Raw genomic sequence first — 17,344 nt, forward strand, 5'->3', positions numbered from 1 at the left:
TCAGGCCCCTTCCATCTGGCTCGCGGTGGCGTCGCGGCCGCCGAGCCGGCGCAGGAACAGCGCCAGGGCCAGGCCCACGAGGACGAGGATGACGGCGATGGCGCTGGCCGGTCCCATGAGGCTGGCGTTCCACCCGCGCCGGTACATGTCCAGGGCGAGCACCCGGGTGGCGTCCGCGGGGCCGCCCTCGGTGAGCACGAAGATCAGGTCGAAGAAGGTCAGCGAGCCGACGACCATGAGCGTGGACGACGTGATGATCGTGTACTTCAGTTGCGGCAGCGTGATGCTGAAGAACTTGCGGATGCGTCCCGCGCCGTCGATCTCGGCGGCCTCGTACATGGAGCGCGGGATCTGCCGTACGCCGCCCTGGTAGATCAGCGAGTGGAACGGGATGAACTGCCAGGACACCACGAAGATGACGGTGCTGAACGCGAGGATGGGCTCGCCGAGCCAGTCCTGCGCGAGCAGGTCGAGGCCCAGCCCCGCGCCGAGCCCGAAGTTCGGGTCGAGCAGCGCCTTGTAGGCGATGGCGATGGCGGCCGAACTCAGCAGCAGCGGGATGAAGTACAGGATCGCCAGGAACTCGCGGTAGCGCTGCTTCCCGGCGAGGAACACCCCGATCAGGATGCTGGCCGGCGTCTGGACCGCCCAGGAGGCGACCATCACCAGCAACGTCACCCACAGCGCGTGCACCAGCCCGGGGTCCGCGAGCACGGCCTTCCAGCTCGTGAACCCCGACAGGTGGATCTCGCCGAGCCCGTCCCAGGACGTGAAACTGAGGAACAGGACCCCGAACAGCGGAATCACCCCGAAGGCGATGAACACCGCCAGGGCCGGCACGGCCAGCCACGGGAGGACGTGGTTGCGGCTCCCTCCCGCGGCGGCCGGCGTCGTCCCTCTCCGGGAGGGGGAGGCGATCGCGCTCAACTGCCGATGACCGCGTTCATGTTGGTGGCGAACTGCTGCGGCGTGATCGAGAGCTGGAACAGCTTGGCGATGTTGTCCAGCAGCACCGTGGCCGCGGCGGGGGGAAGCGCCTGGTCCCACGACTGGGCGAACGACTTGGCGTTGTTGGCGATGCCGGAGACGAACTGCAGGAAGTCGGCGTCCTTGGAGCCGGCGAACAGGCTGTCGGCGCCCTTGACGACCGGGACCGCGCCCGTGCCCGCCCACTCCTTGGCGTCCTCGGGGCCGAGGATGGTGGTGGCGAAGAACTTCTTGGCGATCTCCTTCTGCTCGGGGGTCGCCTTGGAGGAGATCGACAGGTACTGGCCGGGGTTGCCGACGGTGTTGCTGGGATCGCCCTTGCCGCCCTCGACCGGCGGGAAGTTCATGTACCCCAGGTGGCCGCCGGAGACGAAGTCGCCGCCGTCGGTCGACATGCTGCCGTACGTCCAGCCGCCGTGCAGCATCATCGCGGCCTTACCGGTGTACAGCAGGGCCTGGTCGGCGTTGGAGTCGGCCGTGATCGAGGAGAAGCCCTTGATGAAGCCGTCCGCCTTGACGAGGTCCTGCAGCTTGGTGAGGGCGTCGATGGCGGCGGGATTCGACCAGGCGTCCTTCTGGCCGTCGAACACGGCCTGGAACACCTCGGGGCCGCCGATGCGGTCGAAGAGGAACTCCAGCCACATCATGCTCGTCCAGCGCGACTGGCCGCCGAGCGCGAACGGGGCGATGTCGGCGTCGTTGAACTTCTTGACCAGGGCCATGATGTCGCCCCACGACTGCGGCGGCGTCGCCCCGACCTGCTCGAAGACCTTCTTGTTGTAGTACAGGACGATGGGCTGCATGGTCTCGGCGGGCATCGCGTAGATCTTGCCGTCGATCGTGGCCGCGCCGAAGGAGGACTCCAGCAGCCGGTCCTTCACGGCGGCGTTCTGCTCGAACCACGAGGTGAGGTCCTCGACCTGCCCGGCCTGCACGTACGTGCGCAGGGTTCCGCCGCCCCAGCCCCAGATGATGGTGGGGGCCTGGCCGGCGCCGATCGCCGACTTGATCTTCGTCTTGTAGGCGTCGTTCTGCATGGCGGTGGGGGTGATCGGCGTGTTCGGGTTGGCCTTGTTGAAGCGCTCCACGGCCCGGGTGCGCACGCCCTCCTGCGGCTGGGTCGACAGGAACCAGTAGGTGGCCTTGGCCCCGCCGCCACCGGCGCCCCCGCTGGTCGCGCCGCCGCCCGCGGGGGCGGGGCCGGAGGTGCCGCAGGCCGCTAGCGCGGCACCGAGGGGAACGCCCACCGAGAGGGCGAGGAAGTTGCGGCGAGATGGTGTCCTGGGCTCCACGCTGATCTCCGTATGTCGAATGCCGAGGCTTGGCTCGCGGCTTCATGTGAAACGTCAGTGGTGGCCGTCGGTCGTGGTGAGCACCTCCGGTGCACGCCTCCGCTTCTCCTTGAGCTCGGCTTTGTCGAAACATTTCCGAAACAGGCCGCGTGGCACGTCAATGTAGATTTCAGCCACGCCCCTGTCAAGGGGTGCCTCCAGGCCTTCCCAACGGGATGCCATGGGTATGTAAGGTACTCTCATCTGGGCATTTTCCTGGGCATCTCGCATGCGCCAGGATATCCAGCAGAGTTGCGGTAACATTCCGAAAAGTTTCGGAGTGTTGCGGAACGGGTTTTCCTGAGGAGAGCAGATGACGGCGCTAGATGGGACCTCCGCGGCGGACCGGATCCTCCGTCCGTGGCAGGACCCGGCACTTCCCGTGGCCGACAGGGTCGAGGCCCTCCTCGGGGAGCTGACGCTGGAGGAGAAGGTCGGCCAGCTCGGCAGCCGGTGGATCGGCAACGACATGCGGGCCGACCAGGACGGGGAGTCCGAGGAGGCGGCCGACGGCACGGCCAACGTGGCCCCGATGCAGGACGTCTTCGCGGCCTCGGGAACGGTGCCCCTGCGGGACGCGGCCCGGCACGGGCTCGGCCACCTGACGAGGGTGTTCGGCAGTGTTCCGATCAGCGCGGCCGAGGGCGCCGCTGAGGTCGTGCGGCTGCAGTCCGAGGTGGTCAAGCACTCCCGGCTCGGCATCCCGGCGCTCGTCCACGAGGAGTGCCTGACCGGTTTCACCACCTATGGCGCGACCATCTACCCGGCGGCCATCGCGTGGGGCGCCACGTTCGACCCCGAGCTGGTGGAGCGCATGGCCGCCGCCATCGGGCGCGACATGCGCGCCGTCGGCGTCCACCAGGGCCTGTCGCCGGTGCTGGACGTCGTGCGCGACTACCGCTGGGGCCGGGTCGAGGAGACCATGGGCGAAGACCCGTACCTCGTCGCCATGCTCGGCGCCGCCTACGTGCGCGGCCTGGAGAAGGCCGGCGTCATCGCCACGCTCAAGCACTTCGCCGGGTACTCCGCCTCCCGGGCGGCACGCAACCACGGCCCGGTGCCGATGGGCCGGCGCGAGCTGATGGACATGATCCTGCCGACGTTCGAGACCGCCATCGTCGAGGGCGGCGCGCGTTCGGTCATGAACTCCTACTCCGACGTCGACGGCGTCCCCGCCGCGGCCGACCCGTGGCTGCTCACCGAACTGCTGCGCGACGAGTGGGGGTTCACGGGCACCGTCGTGTCCGACTACTGGGCGATCCCGTTCCTCACCACGATGCACCAGGTCGCCGCGGACACCGAGGACGCCGGCGTGCTGGCGCTCACCGCCGGCATCGACGTCGAACTGCCCGACACGCTCGGCTTCGGCCAGCACCTGGCCGAGCGGGTGCGCCGGGGCGAGCTGCCGGAATCCCTCGTCGACCGCGCCGCCCGGCGCCTGCTGACGCAGAAGGTGGAGCTCGGGCTGCTCGACCCCGACTGGACGCCCGAGAAGTCGGTGGCCGGGGCGCGGGACGTCGACCTGGACTCGCCGGACAACCGGGCGCTCGCCCGCGAACTGGCCGAGCGCTCGATCGTGCTGCTCGACGCGGGCACCGCGCTGCCGCTGCTCGGCGAGGGACGTCCGGAGCCGCGCCGGGTCGCCGTGGTCGGCCCGTGCGCCGACGACCCGCACACGTTCATGGGCTGCTACGCCTTCCCCAACCACGTGCTGCCGCGTCATCCGGGCCTCGGGCTCGGCGTGGACGCGCCCAGCCTGCTCGACGCGCTGCGCGCCGAGCTGCCCGGCGCCGAGATCACCCACGAGCAGGGCTGCGGCGTGCGGGGCGACGACCGCTCCGGCTTCGCCGCCGCGCTTCAGGCGGCCCGCGAGGCCGACCTGTGCGTGGCCGTCGTCGGCGACCTCGCCGGGATGTTCGGCCTGGGGACGTCGGGGGAGGGCTGCGACGCCGAGGACCTGCGGCTGCCCGGCGTGCAGGAGGACCTGCTGACCGAGCTGGCCGCCACCGGCACGCCGGTCGTGGTGGTCGTCGTCTCGGGCCGCCCGTACGCGCTGGGCGCCGTGTCCGGCACGGCCGCCGCGCTCGTCCAGGCCTTCATGCCCGGCGAGGAGGGCGGCGCGGCCATCGCCGGGGTCCTGTCCGGCCGGGTGCAGCCCAGCGGGAAGCTGCCGGTGCAGGTCCCGCGCGGCCCCGGCGGGCAGCCGGGCACCTACCTGCAGCCGCCGCTGGGCTCCAACAGCCACGGCATCAGCAACCTCGACCCCACCCCGCTGTTCCCGTTCGGCCACGGCGCCTCGTACACCACCTTCTCCATCGACGACCTGCGGATCAGCGACGCCGAGGTGCCCACCGACGGCGAGTTCAGCGTGTCGGTGCGGGTGAGCAACACCGGCGGCCGGGCGGGCGAGGAGGTCGTCCAGCTCTACCTGCACGACGTCGTCGCCCAGGTCACCCGGCCGGTGCTGCAGCTCACCGGGTTCACCCGGGTGCGGCTGGAGCCCGGCGAGAGCGCGCGGGCCACCTTCACCGTGCCCGCCGACCGCACGGCGTTCACCGGGCGCGACCTGCGGCGCGTCGTCGAACCGGGAGACCTCGAGGTGTTCGTGGGCGCGTCGGCGTCCGATCTCCCGTGCCGGGGCGACCTGCGACTGACCGGCCCGCTGCGCCACGTCGGACAAGGACGCCGGCTGGTCACCCGCGTCGACGTGGAACCAGGCTCTTCCGCCACATCTCCGGGAGGAACAGATGCCGGCACGTCCTAGACGGGCCACGCTGGCCACGGTCGCGGCCTCGGCGGGAGTGTCGGTCGCGACCGTGTCGAAGGTGCTGAACGGGCGGGGCGACGTCTCCGCGGCAACCCGCTCCCTGGTGGAGTCGCTGCTGGAGCAGCACGACTACGTCGCGCTGCCGCAGCGCCGCCGCGGCGACGGCGCCGTGCTGGACACCATCGAGGTCGAGCTCGACGCCGACCTCAACGCGTACTCGACCGAGATCGTCCAGGGCGCGGTGCGTGCCGGGGCCGAGCTCGACGTGGCGATCGTGGTGAGCATCCGCACCAACGCCGACCGCGGCGGGGCCTGGGCGCGCGGCCTGGTCATGGCCGGGCGGCGGGCCCTGATCGCCGTCACCAGCGAGCTGACCGCCGGGCAGCTCACCGCCCTGTCGCGCGCGCGGCTGCCGCTGGTCGTGATCGACCCGTTGAACCTGCCGCAGACCAGGGGCGTCACCAGCGTCGGCTCGACGAACTTCGCCGGGGGCCTGGCCGCGACGCAGCACCTGCTCACGCTCGGGCACCGGCGCATCGCCTACCTCGGCGGCCCGCCCACCGCCGCGTGCAACCAGGCCCGCCTGCACGGCTACCGCGCCGCCATGGAGGCCGTGGGCGCGCCGGTCCCGCCGAGCCACATACGCATGGGCCACTTCCTCTACCAGGACGGCGTGGCCGGCGGCGCCGCCCTGTTCGACCTGCCCGAGCCGCCCACGGCCATCTTCACCGGCTGCGACGACATCGCCCTCGGCGTGCTGGAGGCCGCCCGGGCGCGAGGCTTACGCGTGCCCGAGGACGTCAGCATCGTCGGCTTCGACGACACCCAGGTGGCCCGCATGGCGTCCCCGCCGCTCACCACCGTCCGCCAGCCCCTGCGCGAGATGGGCGGCGTCGCCGTCCGCACCGCCCTGCGCCTCGCGGCCGGCGAACGCGTCGACTCCCACCACGTGGAGCTGGCCACCGAACTGGTCTCCCGCGCCTCCACCGCCCCACCCGAACCCTCCCTCGCCCGCGCCTGACCCACCGCCGGGCGATCAGCGGGACGCTCGCCGGAGCAGCTCGACGACCTCGCCGGGGTGCCGCGCGACGAGGGGGGACGGCGTGCCGGTGACGCCGGAACCGGCCCAGGAGGCCTGGATGCTCACCGCGCCGGCGGCGGTCGCGCACCGGTGGTCCACGTCGGCGTCGCCGACGTAGGCCACGTCGGCGACGGGGACGCCCATGCGACGGCAGGCCAGCTCCAGCCCCTCGGGCGCGGGCTTGGGGAGCGCGGTCTCGTCCCCGCCGACCAGGACGGGAAGGTACTCGCCGAGCCCCGTCGTCGCGAGCACCCGGCTCGCGCCCCGTCGCGTCGCCGCGGTGAACACCCCGAGCGGGTAGCCCTCGCGGCGCAGCGCCCGGAGCATCTCGACCACTCCGGGAAAGACCTGGACGGTGGCCGTGACGGCCTCCAGGCGCTCGTAGTAGCGGGCGAGGTCGTCGTCGGTGACCGTCCTGCCGAGGAAGTGCGCCAGCACCGTCCGGGTGGGCCCGGCATGCCAGGCCGCGACGACCTGCTTGGGCGAGACCAGGGGCCCGCCGAGGGAGCGGATCGTGTCGACGTAGACCTGCGGCACCACGGCCATGGAGTCGACCAGCGTGCCGTCGAGGTCGAACACGACCGCTCGGACGGGGGTGTGCGAACCGGTCATCGTCTCGGATCCTGAGGGTGAACGGGAGCTGCGGCACGGGGGCCGGCGGAACCGGTCGTCCCGAAATGTTCTTCGGCGGACTTTCTAGCACTTTTAACCATTTTTAACGACTATGGGGCGATGGAGCACGCGCCGCAGGAGGCTGGTGCGGCCGGGGCTCAGGGGGCCGTGGTCGGGAGGGCTCGGTGGTTCGTCGCCGGCGGGGTCGCGCTTGTCGTGGTGGCGGTGCTGGCGTACTGGCTGGGCGGGGGCGGTGGGAACGGGGAAAGGGCCGCGCCGAGGCCGAGTCCGTCGCCGACGCCGAGTGCGTCGCTCACGGTGGCCGACGTCTTCAAGAGGGTCGGGCCGTCGGTGGTGGTCATCCGGGCCGGGCGGTCGCTCGGAACGGGGGTGATCGCGGCCGACGACGGGACGGTTCTGACGGCGTACCACGTCGTCAAGGGCGCCGAGGACGTCACCGTGACGTTCGCCGACGGCACCAAGGCCAAGGCCGTCGTCGCGTCGTCGAATCCCCGGCGCGACGTCGCGACCCTCAAGCCCGCGGAGCTGCCGGAGATCGTCGTCCCGGCGACGCTCGGCGGCGCCGTGGCCGTCGGCGGGCCCGTCGTGGCGATCGGCAACCCGCTCGGCCTGACCTACAGCGTCTCGACCGGCGTCGTGTCGGGCCTGAACCGGACCGCACAAGACAGCGATGTGAGCGGTCTCATCCAGTTCGACGCGTCCGTCAACCCGGGCAGCTCCGGCGGCCCGCTCCTGGACGCCCGCGGCCTGGTGATCGGGATCGTCGTCTCGATCGCCGACCCGGGAGGCGACGAGGCGTTCGCCGGCATCGCGTTCGCGGTGCCGATCGGCGCGGCCCTGGGAAGCGAGGGTGACGGCTCGCCAGGCGACGGGCCCCAGATCTGACCGAAGCGTCACGAGAAGGAACGCCAATGACTTCGACCCATCCCCCCGAGTCGGCCCATCCGCTCGAGCATGTGCTGTTCGAGGTCAAACGCACCATCGTCGGGCAGGACACCCTGCTGGAGCGCATGGCCGTCGCGCTGGTCGCCGACGGCCACCTGCTCGTCGAGGGCGTGCCCGGCCTGGCCAAGACGCTCGCGGTGAGGTCGCTGGCCGCCGCGATCGACGGCAGCTTCCAACGCGTCCAGTTCACCCCCGACCTGGTGCCCGCCGACCTCGTGGGCACGCGGGTCTACCACCAGCACTCCGGGGAGTTCCGCACCGAGCTGGGCCCGGTGTTCGCGAACCTGCTGCTGGCCGACGAGATCAACCGCGCCCCCGCCAAGGTGCAGAGCGCCCTGCTGGAGGTGATGCAGGAGCACCAGGTGACGATCGGCCGCGAGACGTTCCGGGTGCCCGAGCCGTTCCTGGTCATGGCGACGGAGAACCCGATCGAGTCGGAGGGCACCTACCCGCTGCCGGAGGCGCAGGTCGACCGCTTCATGATGAAGGTGGTCGTCGACTACCCGACGCAGGCCGAGGAGCACGCGATCGTCGGCCGGGCGCTGCGCCCGCCGGAGCCGCCGCAGCCGATGGTGACGGCCGCGGACCTGATCGCGATGCGGGCCCGCGCCCAGGAGGTGTACGTCGATCCGGCGATCATCGAGTACGCGGTACGGCTGGTCTCGGTGACCCGCTCCCCGGCGACGGCCGGGCTCGGCGAGCTGGAACGGTACGTCACGTACGGGGCGAGCCCGCGGGCGTCCATCGCGCTCGTCACGGGCGCCCGGGCGCTGGCGTTCCTGCGCGGCCGCGATTACGCCTTGCCGCACGACCTGGCGGAGCTCGCGCTCGACGTGCTGCGCCACCGCCTCGTGCTGTCGTACGAGGCCCTCGCCGACGACGTCGACCCCGACACGATCATCAGCAGGGTGCTCGGGGCCGTCCGGGCGCCCGACGTCGTCCTGCAGAACCGCTGATGGCCACCGCCCCGGAGAGGCTCCTGCTCCGCCTGGAGTGGAAGGTCGTCCGCCGACTGGACGGCCGGCTGCAGGGCGCCCACCGCACCGCGCACCGCGGCTCCGGGATCGACTTCACCGGGCTGCGCGCCTACAGCGACGGCGACGACGCCCGGCACATCGACTGGAACGTGACCGCACGGCTGGACGAGCCGCACCTGCGGCTGTTCACCGAGGACCGCGAGCTGACGGTGTGGCTCGTGCTCGACCGCTCGGCGTCGATGGCGGCCGGGCGGCCGGGGCGCGGCAAGCACGACGTGCTCGCCGAGCTCACGTTCGTGCTCGCCCGGATGTTCGGCCGGGGCGGCAACCGCGTCGGCGCCCTGCTGTTCGACACCGGGATGCTGCGCGTCGTGCCGCCCGGCACCTCCCGCCGGCACGCGCTGCGGATCGGCGCCGAGCTGGAACGCACCTCCGCGGCGCGCGGCGGCGGCGCCACCACCGACCTGGCGGAGATGCTCGACGCGGCCGGACGGCTCGCGCGCCGCCGCGCGCTCATCGTCGTGCTGTCGGACTTCATCGGCGACGGCGACTGGGAGCGCTCGCTCCAGCGCCTGGCCCGGCGGCACGAGGTCGTCGCCCTGCGGATCGTGGACACCGCCGACGACGTGCTGCCCGAAGCCGGGCTGATCGTGGTCGAGGACGCCGAGACCGGCGAGCAGCTCGTCGTCGACTCCGCCGACCCGCTGCTGCGGGTCCGCTTCCGCGCCGCCGTCGACGCCCGCGACGCCCGGCTCGCGGCGGGCATGCGCCGGGCCGGGGTGCCCGTCCACCGCGTCGACACCGACCGCGACCTGGCCGAGGCGCTCGTCGAGGTCGTCGCCCGGACCCGGGGCCGGTCGGCATGACCGAACCCGTCGAGCTCGTCACCGTGGTCACGAGGCCGGCGGAGGGGGCCTCATGACCCTGTCCTCCCCGCTGCTGCTGGCCGTCGGGCTGCTCGTCACGGCGGCGCTCGCCTGGGTGACCGTCGTGTGGGCGCGCCGCCGGACGGCCGCGCTCGCCGCGGCCGGCGTCGCCGTGCCGGGTGGCCGGCGGGCGTACCTCGGCACCGGCCTGACGATCGCCGGCGTCGGGGTGCTCGCGGTCGCCATGGCCGGGCCGGCGGCCATGGTGCCGGTCCCGCGGGCAGCGGGCACCGTCATCCTCGCCATCGACGTCTCCAACAGCATGGGCGCCGACGACGTCGCGCCCACCCGGCTGGCGGCCGCGCAGCGGGCGGCCCGCGCGTTCGTGGCGGCGCAGCCCGGCAGCGTCGACATCGGGGTCGTCGCGTTCGAGCGGGGCGCGCTCACCACCGCACGGCCCGACGCCGACCACTCCATCGCGCTCAAGGCCATCGACCGGCTGAAGGTCACCGGCGGCACCTCGCTGGGGCCGGCCGTCATGGCCTCGCTGTCGGCGATCACCGGCAAGCCGGTGGCCCTCGGCCCCGACGACGCCGCGCCCGACATCGGCTACTGGCCGTCGGCGACGATCGTGATGTTCTCCGACGGCCAGAACCAGGGCACGGACGTCGAGCAGGCCGCCGCCGTCGCCCAGCGGGCGGGCGTCCACATCCACACCGTCGGGGTCGGCACCGAGGCCGGGACGACGGTGAAGGTCGACGGCTACCACCTGCAGACCTCCCTTGAGGAGGACACCCTCACCCTGATCGCGCAGACCACCGGCGGCGCCTACCACCCCGCGTCGGACGCCGCGCGGCTCGCCGGGATCGCCGACACGATCGACCTGCGGCTCACCGTCTCCGACGAGCCGCTGCCCCTCGCCGGCGGGCTGATCGGGCTCGCCCTGGCGCTGCTCACCGCGGGGGCGGCGCTCACCGTGCTCCGGTCTGGACGGGTGATCTGATGTCGTTCCCCCTGGCCCCGCGAGCGGCGCTCACCGTGCCGCGGTCTGGACGGGTGATCTGAATGGTGTTCTCCTGGCCGTGGGCGCTGCTGTCGGTCCTGGTCATCCCGCTGATCTTCGCCATCCGCGAGTGGGCGCGGCGCCGCCGGCGGCGTGCCGCCGTGCGTGTCACCTCGATCGCGCTCGTGCGGAGCGCCCTGCCCGGCCGTACGCGCTGGACGCGGAAGATCCCCGCTGCCCTGTTCGTCGCCGGGCTCGCGCTGCTCGCGGTCGGCGCCGCGCGCCCGCAGGCGTCGGTGCCGGTGCCGAGGACGTCGGCGACGATCCTGCTCGCACTCGACACCTCCGGATCCATGTGCTCCACGGACGTCGACCCCAACCGCCTCACCGCCGCCAGGAAGGCCGCCGCGGAGTTCATCGAGTCGCAGCGGGGCGGGCCGCGAATCGGCCTGGTCACCTTCGCGGGCAACGCGGGCCTGCTCGTCCCGCCCACCGACGACACCGACTCGCTGATCGAGGCGCTGGACGGCCTCACGGTCTCCCGCGGCACCGCGATCGGGCAGGCGATGCTCGCCTCGCTCGACGCGATCGCGGAGGTCGACCCGTCCGTCGCCCCCACCGGGGCCGACCCCGCCCCCGGTGGCGGGGAAGGCTACGCCAGCGCCGCGATCGTCGTGCTCACCGACGGCGCCAACACCCAGGGCGTCGAACCGCAGACCGCGGCGCAGGAGGCGGCCCTGCGCCGCGTCCGTGTCTTCACCATCGGCTTCGGCACCACGAACCCGGCCCCGATGGTCTGCGAGAACTCACAGTTCGGCGGTTTCGGCGGCGGCGGTTTCGGCGGCGGCTCCGGCCGCGGCGGGTTCGACAGGGGCGGCTTCCGCCGCACCATCGAGGAGCCCGCGCTCAAACGGATAGCCCAGACCACCGGCGGCTCCTACCACCGCGCCGAGAACGCCGACCAGCTCCAGACCGCCCTCGACGCCCTCCCCAGCACCTTCACCGTCATCCAGCGCCGAATAGACACGGCCCCCGCCTTCGCCGCCGCCGGCGCCCTCCTCATCGTCACGGCCCTCTCCCTCACCCTCTGGTGGAACCGCCCCCGACCCCCGACCCGCTGACACCGCCCGCGGCCGAGGCCTCACCGGCCCCGCTTCAGTCCGCTCGCGCGGCGTGGGGCGTGGTGAAGGCCAGGAGGGCGGCGGCGGTCCGCGGCGGATCCTCGAGTATGGGGGTGTGCCCGAGACCGGGCAGCAGCTCTACCGTCGCGCCCGGAACGGCGTGGTAGTCGGCGGCGGACGAGGATCGCCATCTGCGGTCGTCCTCGCCGAAGATCACCAGTAGCGGCTTGCCCAGGGCCGTCAGCCGGTCCGGGAGCGCCCGCTGCGCCAGGTAGTCGCGGGTGGCCCCCATCGTCATGGTGAGCGTGTGGTAGGTCATGGCGCGCACCTCGTTCAGGAGCTCTCGTGGGATCTGGTAGCCCGCGCTGAAACCGGTGCTCGCGAACTGGCGGAGCCGCTTGTCGTCCGGCGGCCACTGCGAGGGGCCGATCGCGGCGTACTCCGGGCCGATGAAGGCGTCCAGGCTGGGCCCGGTGTTGACGAGCACGAGGGCGCTCACCAGGTCGGGACGCCGTTCGGCGAGGGCGGTGGCGACAGCGCCGCCGCTGGAGTGGCCGGCGACCACGGCCTGCCCGACGCCGAGCCGGTCCAGCGCCGCGGCGGCCCTGCCTGCCTGGTCCGGGAGCGCGTAGCTGGGGCCGGCCGGCTTGCCCGACCGGCCGTGCCCGAGCAGGTCGATCCGGATGACGTGGTGGGATGCGGTCAGCAGCGGCACCATCGGGTCCCACGATCGGACCGAGGACGCGGACCCGTGGATGAGCAGGAGCGCGGGGGCGTCGCGTGGGCCGTCCTGGCACACGTGGATGTCGCCGTCGTCCAGGGACAGGGTCGATTCCTCGGTGGCCTCGGTGTCGCCGTCCACGTGCGGACGGCCGTCGGAAACAGTCATGAGCCCACTGTCGCCGCCGGTACGCGCCGGCGGATTGGACGAATGTTCCCGGCCCTCGGCTCGCTAGCATGGGACGGTGCGGACGTTCGTGCACGGTGCGGCTGTGTGGGAGGTCTCGCGCCCGCGGTGGCCCAGCCGGGTGCCCGGGGTCGCCATGGCCGGGTTCCGGGTCGGCGCGCTGGACGCGCTCCGCATGGTCCCGCACCCGGCCGTGACGCTGCTTGTGGATTTCGGCCCCGGTTCGCCCGTCCTGGACGATGCGACCGGGCGGCAGCAGCGGGGGAGTGTCGTCGCCGGGCCCGGCGCCGGGTCCGGAGGCGCGGTCTGGGCGCGGGGTGAGAACGTCGAGTGCCTGCAGGTGCGCCTGTCCCCGATGATCGCACGCGCGGTTCTGGGCGTCTCCCCGGCCGACCTCGACGGCGCCGTGGTGGCCCTGGACGACCTGTGGGGCCGGGAGGCGTCACGCATCCGCGAGCGGCTGGGCGAGGCCTCGTCGTGGCACGATCGGTTCGCGTTGACGGACGCGCTGCTCGCCCGCCGCCATGAGGCGGGGCCGCCGGTGGACCCGGAGGTGGCCCGCGCCTGGTCCCGGATCATCGCCAGCCGCGGCCTGGCCCGGGTCGACGGGCTGGCGGCCGAGGTCGGCTGGAGCCGTAAGCGCCTGTGGTCCCGGTTCCGCTCGCAGCTCGGCCTGCGGCCCAAGCACGCCACGAAGCTGGTGCGCTTCGACCACGCCGCCCACCGCCTGGTCGCCGGCGAGGCCACCGCCCGCGTGGCGGCCGACGCCGGCTACGCCGACCAGTCGCACCTTCATCGAGACGTCATGGCCTTCACCGGCGTGACCCCCGCGACCGTAGCCGCCGAGCCCTTCCTGGCCGTCGACGACATCGCATGGCCCGCCCCCGAGCACGAGCCTCCCGCGAACCCGCACTTCCCCACGGGACTCGGCTAGTTCGGCGGCAGGCGGCGAGACGGCCACCGGCCCGGCCGCGTTCACGGCGTCACCGGTTCTTGGCGGTGAACGTCAGGTGGGTGACGCCGGAGGGCGTCGAGACCGCCTCGATGTCGTACGACCGCTCCAGCGACTCCAGGCCGTCCCAGAGCCGGACACCGCGGCCGAGCACGATCGGGACCTGTACCAGGTGCATGTGGTCGACCAGGCCCTCGGTGAGGAAGTCGCGTACGACAGAGGGGCCGCCGCCGAGACGCACGTCCAGGCCGCCGGCCGCCTCGCGCGCCCGCTTCAGCGCCTCGGCGGGGGAGGCGTCCAGGAAGTGGAACGTGGTGCCGCCCTCCATCTCGATCGAAGGCCGCGGCCGGTGGGTGAGCACGAAGACCGGCGTGTGGAACGGCGGGTTGGCGCCCCACGGGCCCTTGTAGTGGAGGTCGTCCTGCCAGCCGGGCGGGCCGAACTTGCCGGCGCCCATGATCTCGGCGCCGATGCCGTGATTGTGCATCGCGGCGAACGCGTTGTCGCCGCCGCCGCTACCACCCCGGCCGCCGCCCAGCTCGTGCCCGAACCGGGTGGCGAACATCCACTCGTGCAGGCGTTCGCCGGCGTGACCGAACGGGGCGTCGGGGGCCTGACCGGCGCCGGTGGCGAAGCCGTCGAGCGAGATGGACAGGTTGTGAACTCGAACGTCGGACATCGGGGGTGCTCCTTGGAGGGTGTGCTTCCTGGTGAACACCAGCATGGCGCAATCGATACATGACGTCCAATGCTGTGGTTTCGGCAATCGCATCGATATCATCGATGAATGCTGAACCTGATCCACCTCAAGGTTCTGGCCGCGGTGGCGCGCCATGGGTCCGTGACCGAAGCCGCGAAAGAGCTGCACTACTCGCAATCGTCGGTCAGTCACCACCTGGCGCGCCTGGAAGCGGCAACCGGTGCCAAGCTCGTTCAGCGCGTCGGGCGTGGGATCCGGCTGACCCCGGAAGGGCGACTGCTGGCCATCCGGGCCACCGAGATCGTGGGCCGGGTCGACGCGGCCAGCAACGAGCTGGCGGCACAGGTCGGCCTGCAGGCCGGGCAGGTCCGCCTGGCCGCCAACGCGTCGGCGCTGAGCACGATCGTGCCCAAGGCGGCCGTCACGCTGGCCGAGGCGCAACCGGGGCTCGACCTGATCCTGATCGACCGCCACCCCGTCGAAGCGCTGCAGATGCTGCGGCGGGGCGAGATCGACATCGCGCTCGTCTTCCAGCACGCCGACGCCCCGTTCGAGGAAGAGGGGTTCCGCCTCGTCCACCTCTGCGACGACCCGATCCACCTCGTCAGCGGGCAGGCTGACGACAGCATCGCCAACCATCGCCACTCCGCCTGGATCGGCGGCTGCCGGCGATGCCAGAACGAGCTGATCGCCGTGTGCCGGCAAGAGGGCTTCACCCCACGCATCGCCTCGCTCAGCGACGACATGGTCGTCGTGCAAGCCCTCGTCGCCGCCGGCCAAGGCGTCACCATTCTGCCCGGGCTCGCCCTGCAAGCCCACCGCCGCCCCGACGTCCACACCACCGAGCTCACCGCCTCCCCCCGCCAGATCTACGCCGCCACCTACGGCGACCCGCCCGACCCGCCCGCCGTCGCCGCCGTACTGGCGACCCTCACCGAGGTGTCGGCGCCGGCGCCGCGCCGGCACAGTCCGCTCTCCGAGTGAAGCCTGTTGTGGAAGACGGCGTGCAAGGGTGCAATACCTGATAGGTGTACAGATGCGTAGGGAATTGAAGGGGTCGTGTGCTGCGGCTCCATCGAGACACGGGCGCGCGTCAGCCCCCCTGACTCTGGAGGCTCAAATGATCAGGTTGAGTGTTCGGCTGGTCTCTGTCGCGGCGCTCGCGATCGGCCTTGCTTTTCTCGCGACTCCCGCCTCGGCCGCCGCGGATTGGAAACTGGCCGGAGTCGCTTATGGCGATTGGGAGGAATGCCGAGCCGACGGGGCGAGGGGGCAGGCGGCCGGTGAGTGGCGGGAATGGCAATGCCGTCGCTGGGCGATGGGCCTTGACCTCTGGGTCCGTTAGACGTCGGTGGACGTGTCCGCGCCGGCCCGTCCGCGGGTCGTCCTCCAACGCGAACGGCACCGCATTTCGAAAGCCACGGACCGGCCGGGAGCGTTGAGAACGCGGCGGTCCGCGGGGAACGGCTTCACAGCGGTCCGTTAGAAGGTATGTACGGCGAGGGTGCGGAGCGGGCGACGGCGTCGGCCGGCGGCGCCGGGCAGAAGCGGTCCCGGCGGGGCAGTGCCCCGGTGGCGAGGAAGGAGTTCATCGCCTCGTCGGCACACCGGCTCAGCCCGATCACGCCGTGGCCGCCCTGGTCAACCGTGATCATGGCGGCTCGTCGTCCGAGGGCGGCGCGCATGCCGCGTGCGCCTTCGATGGAGGTGGAGGGATCGCGGGTGTTCTGCGTGATCAGCACGTTGCGCGGCCCGTGACCGGTGATGGTCACCGGCGGCTCCACCGGCCGGCTGTGCCAGGCCGCGCACGGCCAGAGGTTCGACGGCATGCCCGCCGTCACCGGCCATGCCCGCCGGTCGGCCGCGGTCTGCCGGGCGTGCAGCGCCACGCTGCGCGGCCAGGCGGCGTCGTCGCAGATCACCGCGTAGAGCGCGGCGACGAGGTTGTCCGCCGGTATCTCCGCTCTCCCCGCGCCACCGATCTTGCCGATGGTGGCCAGCCGGTCCAGTCGCGTCAGGATCGCGGTGTCCATCGTGGATCCCGAAACGGCGGTCGCGAGTTCCCGCCAGACCTCGGCGATGATCGGGAAGTAGCCGTCGTAGTAGAGCCTCGACCGGGTGACCTCGCGCAGGACGTTGCCGTCGAACACGGGGCCGCCCGGGTTCGGCAGGGGCCGCTCGTCGAGGGCCGAGGTCAGGCGGTCGTAGGTGCGCCGTACCTCATCGGGCGTGGCGCCGAGGTGGTAGACGGCGTCCCGCTCGGCCGCGAAGGCGAGGAAGTCGGGCAGTCGCACCGCGACCGCCTTGTTCCAGGTCCGCCACATGTCCCGCCACACCAGGCTCGGATCGACGGCGCTGTCCAGCACGATCCGGTCGTCGCGGCCGGGGAACAGCGAGAGGTAGACGGCTCCGAGGTAGGTGCCGTAGGAGATGCCGAAGTAGGACAGTTTCGGCTCGCCGAGCGCGGCTCGGATGCGATCCATGTCCCGGGCCGTGTTGGCCGTGGTGATGAACGGAAGCAGATCACCGGAGTGCTCGGCGCACGCGGCCGCGGTCTCTCGCGCGAAGGCGATGTTGCGCTCGATGCTGCCATCGGGCGCCGGGTAGGGCAGCAGCAGCGTGAACTGCTTGGTGGTGTCGAGGCCACAGGTGACCGGAGTGCTGTGGCCGACGCCTCGCGGATCGAACCCGATCAGGTCGTAGCGGTCAAGCACCTCGGGCGCCAGTGCGAACGTCAGCTGGCTGGGCATGTCAAGGCCGCTGCCGCCGGGGCCGCCCGGGTTGGACAGCAGGATCCCGCGGCGCGACCCCGGTTGTGCTGCGGCGATCCGGGAGATCGCGATCTCGATGCTCCGCCCGCGCGGTGCGCGGTAGTCCAGCGGCACCCGCAGAGTCGCGCACCGCTGGCGTGGATCGCGCGTGATGCCGCTGGGCGCCGGCGGACACTCGCCCCACACCGGAGCCGTACCCCCGGCCTCGGCCACCGCCGGTTTCGGTGCGCCGGCCCTTGGCTCGGCCGGCGCGGGCGCGCCCGCCGCCACGGTAACCACCATCGCCGCGGCGATGAACGACGT

Annotated in this window: 15 protein-coding genes; 9 read left to right on the forward strand and 6 right to left on the reverse strand. The window is 72.4% G+C overall.

From position 1 onward, the window contains the following. Both PYR91_RS33915 and PYR91_RS33920 read right to left on the reverse strand, forming a co-directional pair. On the reverse strand, positions 1–927 hold the full coding sequence (locus PYR91_RS33915; RefSeq protein WP_279786674.1) for a sugar ABC transporter permease: 927 nt from the start codon (positions 925–927) through the stop codon (positions 1–3). Beyond that, complete coding sequence (locus PYR91_RS33920; RefSeq protein ID WP_279786676.1) at positions 924–2,279, reverse strand: extracellular solute-binding protein; 1,356 nt, start codon at positions 2,277–2,279, stop codon at positions 924–926. Before PYR91_RS33920 ends, PYR91_RS33915 begins: the two co-directional genes overlap by 4 nt. Before the next feature lie 352 nt (positions 2,280–2,631). On the opposite strand from PYR91_RS33920, the gene PYR91_RS33925 reads away from it, so the two are divergent. Continuing rightward, on the forward strand, positions 2,632–5,082 hold the full coding sequence (locus PYR91_RS33925; RefSeq protein WP_279786678.1) for a glycoside hydrolase family 3 N-terminal domain-containing protein: 2,451 nt from the start codon (positions 2,632–2,634) through the stop codon (positions 5,080–5,082). After that, a complete protein-coding gene (locus PYR91_RS33930; protein WP_279786680.1) occupies positions 5,066–6,106 on the forward strand; it encodes a substrate-binding domain-containing protein in 1,041 nt (346 codons plus the stop codon). Before PYR91_RS33925 ends, PYR91_RS33930 begins: the two co-directional genes overlap by 17 nt. Before the next feature lie 15 nt (positions 6,107–6,121). Here the strand turns inward: PYR91_RS33930 and PYR91_RS33935 are convergent, their stop codons facing one another. Further along, on the reverse strand, positions 6,122–6,778 hold the full coding sequence (locus tag PYR91_RS33935; RefSeq protein ID WP_279786682.1) for an HAD-IA family hydrolase: 657 nt from the start codon (positions 6,776–6,778) through the stop codon (positions 6,122–6,124). 120 nt (positions 6,779–6,898) lie between these two features. Between PYR91_RS33935 and PYR91_RS33940 the strand changes: the two genes are divergently transcribed. The 5 genes from PYR91_RS33940 to PYR91_RS33960 all read left to right on the forward strand — a co-directional run bounded on the left by PYR91_RS33940 (position 6,899) and on the right by PYR91_RS33960 (position 11,711). After that, entirely contained in the window at positions 6,899–7,684 is a 786-nt protein-coding gene (locus PYR91_RS33940; RefSeq protein ID WP_279786684.1) for a trypsin-like peptidase domain-containing protein, read from the forward strand. Between the two features lie 26 nt (positions 7,685–7,710). After that, entirely contained in the window at positions 7,711–8,700 is a 990-nt protein-coding gene (locus PYR91_RS33945; RefSeq protein WP_279786686.1) for a MoxR family ATPase, read from the forward strand. Further along, positions 8,700–9,587, forward strand: coding sequence for a DUF58 domain-containing protein (locus PYR91_RS33950; RefSeq protein WP_279786688.1), 888 nt, complete (start codon positions 8,700–8,702; stop codon positions 9,585–9,587). The genes PYR91_RS33945 and PYR91_RS33950 overlap by 1 nt, the downstream gene beginning before the upstream one ends. A 52-nt stretch (positions 9,588–9,639) precedes the next feature. Beyond that, positions 9,640–10,590, forward strand: coding sequence for a VWA domain-containing protein (locus tag PYR91_RS33955; RefSeq protein WP_279786690.1), 951 nt, complete (start codon positions 9,640–9,642; stop codon positions 10,588–10,590). A gap of 62 nt (positions 10,591–10,652) precedes the next feature. Then, entirely contained in the window at positions 10,653–11,711 is a 1,059-nt protein-coding gene (locus PYR91_RS33960) for a VWA domain-containing protein (RefSeq protein ID WP_279786692.1), read from the forward strand. Positions 11,712–11,745: 34 nt separating this feature from the next. Here the strand turns inward: PYR91_RS33960 and PYR91_RS33965 are convergent, their stop codons facing one another. Beyond that, positions 11,746–12,600, reverse strand: a complete 855-nt coding sequence (locus PYR91_RS33965; RefSeq protein WP_279786694.1) for an alpha/beta fold hydrolase — start codon at positions 12,598–12,600, stop codon at positions 11,746–11,748. Between the two features lie 76 nt (positions 12,601–12,676). On the opposite strand from PYR91_RS33965, the gene PYR91_RS33970 reads away from it, so the two are divergent. Further along, positions 12,677–13,552, forward strand: a complete 876-nt coding sequence (locus PYR91_RS33970) for a helix-turn-helix domain-containing protein (RefSeq protein ID WP_279786697.1) — start codon at positions 12,677–12,679, stop codon at positions 13,550–13,552. 49 nt (positions 13,553–13,601) lie between these two features. Here the strand turns inward: PYR91_RS33970 and PYR91_RS33975 are convergent, their stop codons facing one another. Next, positions 13,602–14,249 carry a dihydrofolate reductase family protein gene (locus tag PYR91_RS33975; protein WP_279786699.1) on the reverse strand — a complete coding sequence of 216 codons (648 nt, stop codon included), beginning with the start codon at positions 14,247–14,249 and terminating at the stop codon, positions 13,602–13,604. A gap of 108 nt (positions 14,250–14,357) precedes the next feature. Here PYR91_RS33975 and PYR91_RS33980 point away from each other — a divergent pair, with 108 nt between their 5' ends. Beyond that, positions 14,358–15,254 (forward strand): LysR family transcriptional regulator, encoded by an 897-nt coding sequence (locus PYR91_RS33980; RefSeq protein ID WP_279786701.1) that lies wholly within the window; start codon positions 14,358–14,360, stop codon positions 15,252–15,254. 485 nt (positions 15,255–15,739) lie between these two features. Here PYR91_RS33980 and PYR91_RS33985 read toward each other — a convergent pair whose 3' ends face one another. After that, the gene (locus PYR91_RS33985) at positions 15,740–17,155 is read right to left on the reverse strand and encodes an alpha/beta hydrolase (RefSeq protein WP_279786703.1); all 1,416 of its coding nucleotides are present in this window, start codon (positions 17,153–17,155) and stop codon (positions 15,740–15,742) included. Positions 17,156–17,344: the final 189 nt, after the last annotated feature.

It is taken from the genome of Sphaerisporangium sp. TRM90804, from assembly GCF_029846175.1.
Taxonomy (GTDB): Bacteria; Actinomycetota; Actinomycetes; order Streptosporangiales; family Streptosporangiaceae; genus Sphaerisporangium.

Bases quoted from the DNA above. Each gene is read 5' to 3' on its own strand.
- PYR91_RS33955 (WP_279786690.1), top strand. From the start codon at position 9,640: ATGACCCTGTCCTCCCCGCTGCTGCTGGCCGTCGGGCTGCTCGTCACG.
- PYR91_RS33965 (WP_279786694.1), bottom strand. From the start codon at position 12,600: ATGACTGTTTCCGACGGCCGTCCGCACGTGGACGGCGACACCGAGGCC.
- PYR91_RS33945 (WP_279786686.1), top strand. From the start codon at position 7,711: ATGACTTCGACCCATCCCCCCGAGTCGGCCCATCCGCTCGAGCATGTG.
- PYR91_RS33940 (WP_279786684.1), top strand. From the start codon at position 6,899: ATGGAGCACGCGCCGCAGGAGGCTGGTGCGGCCGGGGCTCAGGGGGCC.
- PYR91_RS33925 (WP_279786678.1), top strand. From the start codon at position 2,632: ATGACGGCGCTAGATGGGACCTCCGCGGCGGACCGGATCCTCCGTCCG.
- PYR91_RS33950 (WP_279786688.1), top strand. From the start codon at position 8,700: ATGGCCACCGCCCCGGAGAGGCTCCTGCTCCGCCTGGAGTGGAAGGTC.
- PYR91_RS33960 (WP_279786692.1), top strand. From the start codon at position 10,653: ATGGTGTTCTCCTGGCCGTGGGCGCTGCTGTCGGTCCTGGTCATCCCG.
- PYR91_RS33980 (WP_279786701.1), top strand. From the start codon at position 14,358: ATGCTGAACCTGATCCACCTCAAGGTTCTGGCCGCGGTGGCGCGCCAT.
- PYR91_RS33935 (WP_279786682.1), bottom strand. From the start codon at position 6,778: ATGACCGGTTCGCACACCCCCGTCCGAGCGGTCGTGTTCGACCTCGAC.
- PYR91_RS33975 (WP_279786699.1), bottom strand. From the start codon at position 14,249: ATGTCCGACGTTCGAGTTCACAACCTGTCCATCTCGCTCGACGGCTTC.
- PYR91_RS33930 (WP_279786680.1), top strand. From the start codon at position 5,066: ATGCCGGCACGTCCTAGACGGGCCACGCTGGCCACGGTCGCGGCCTCG.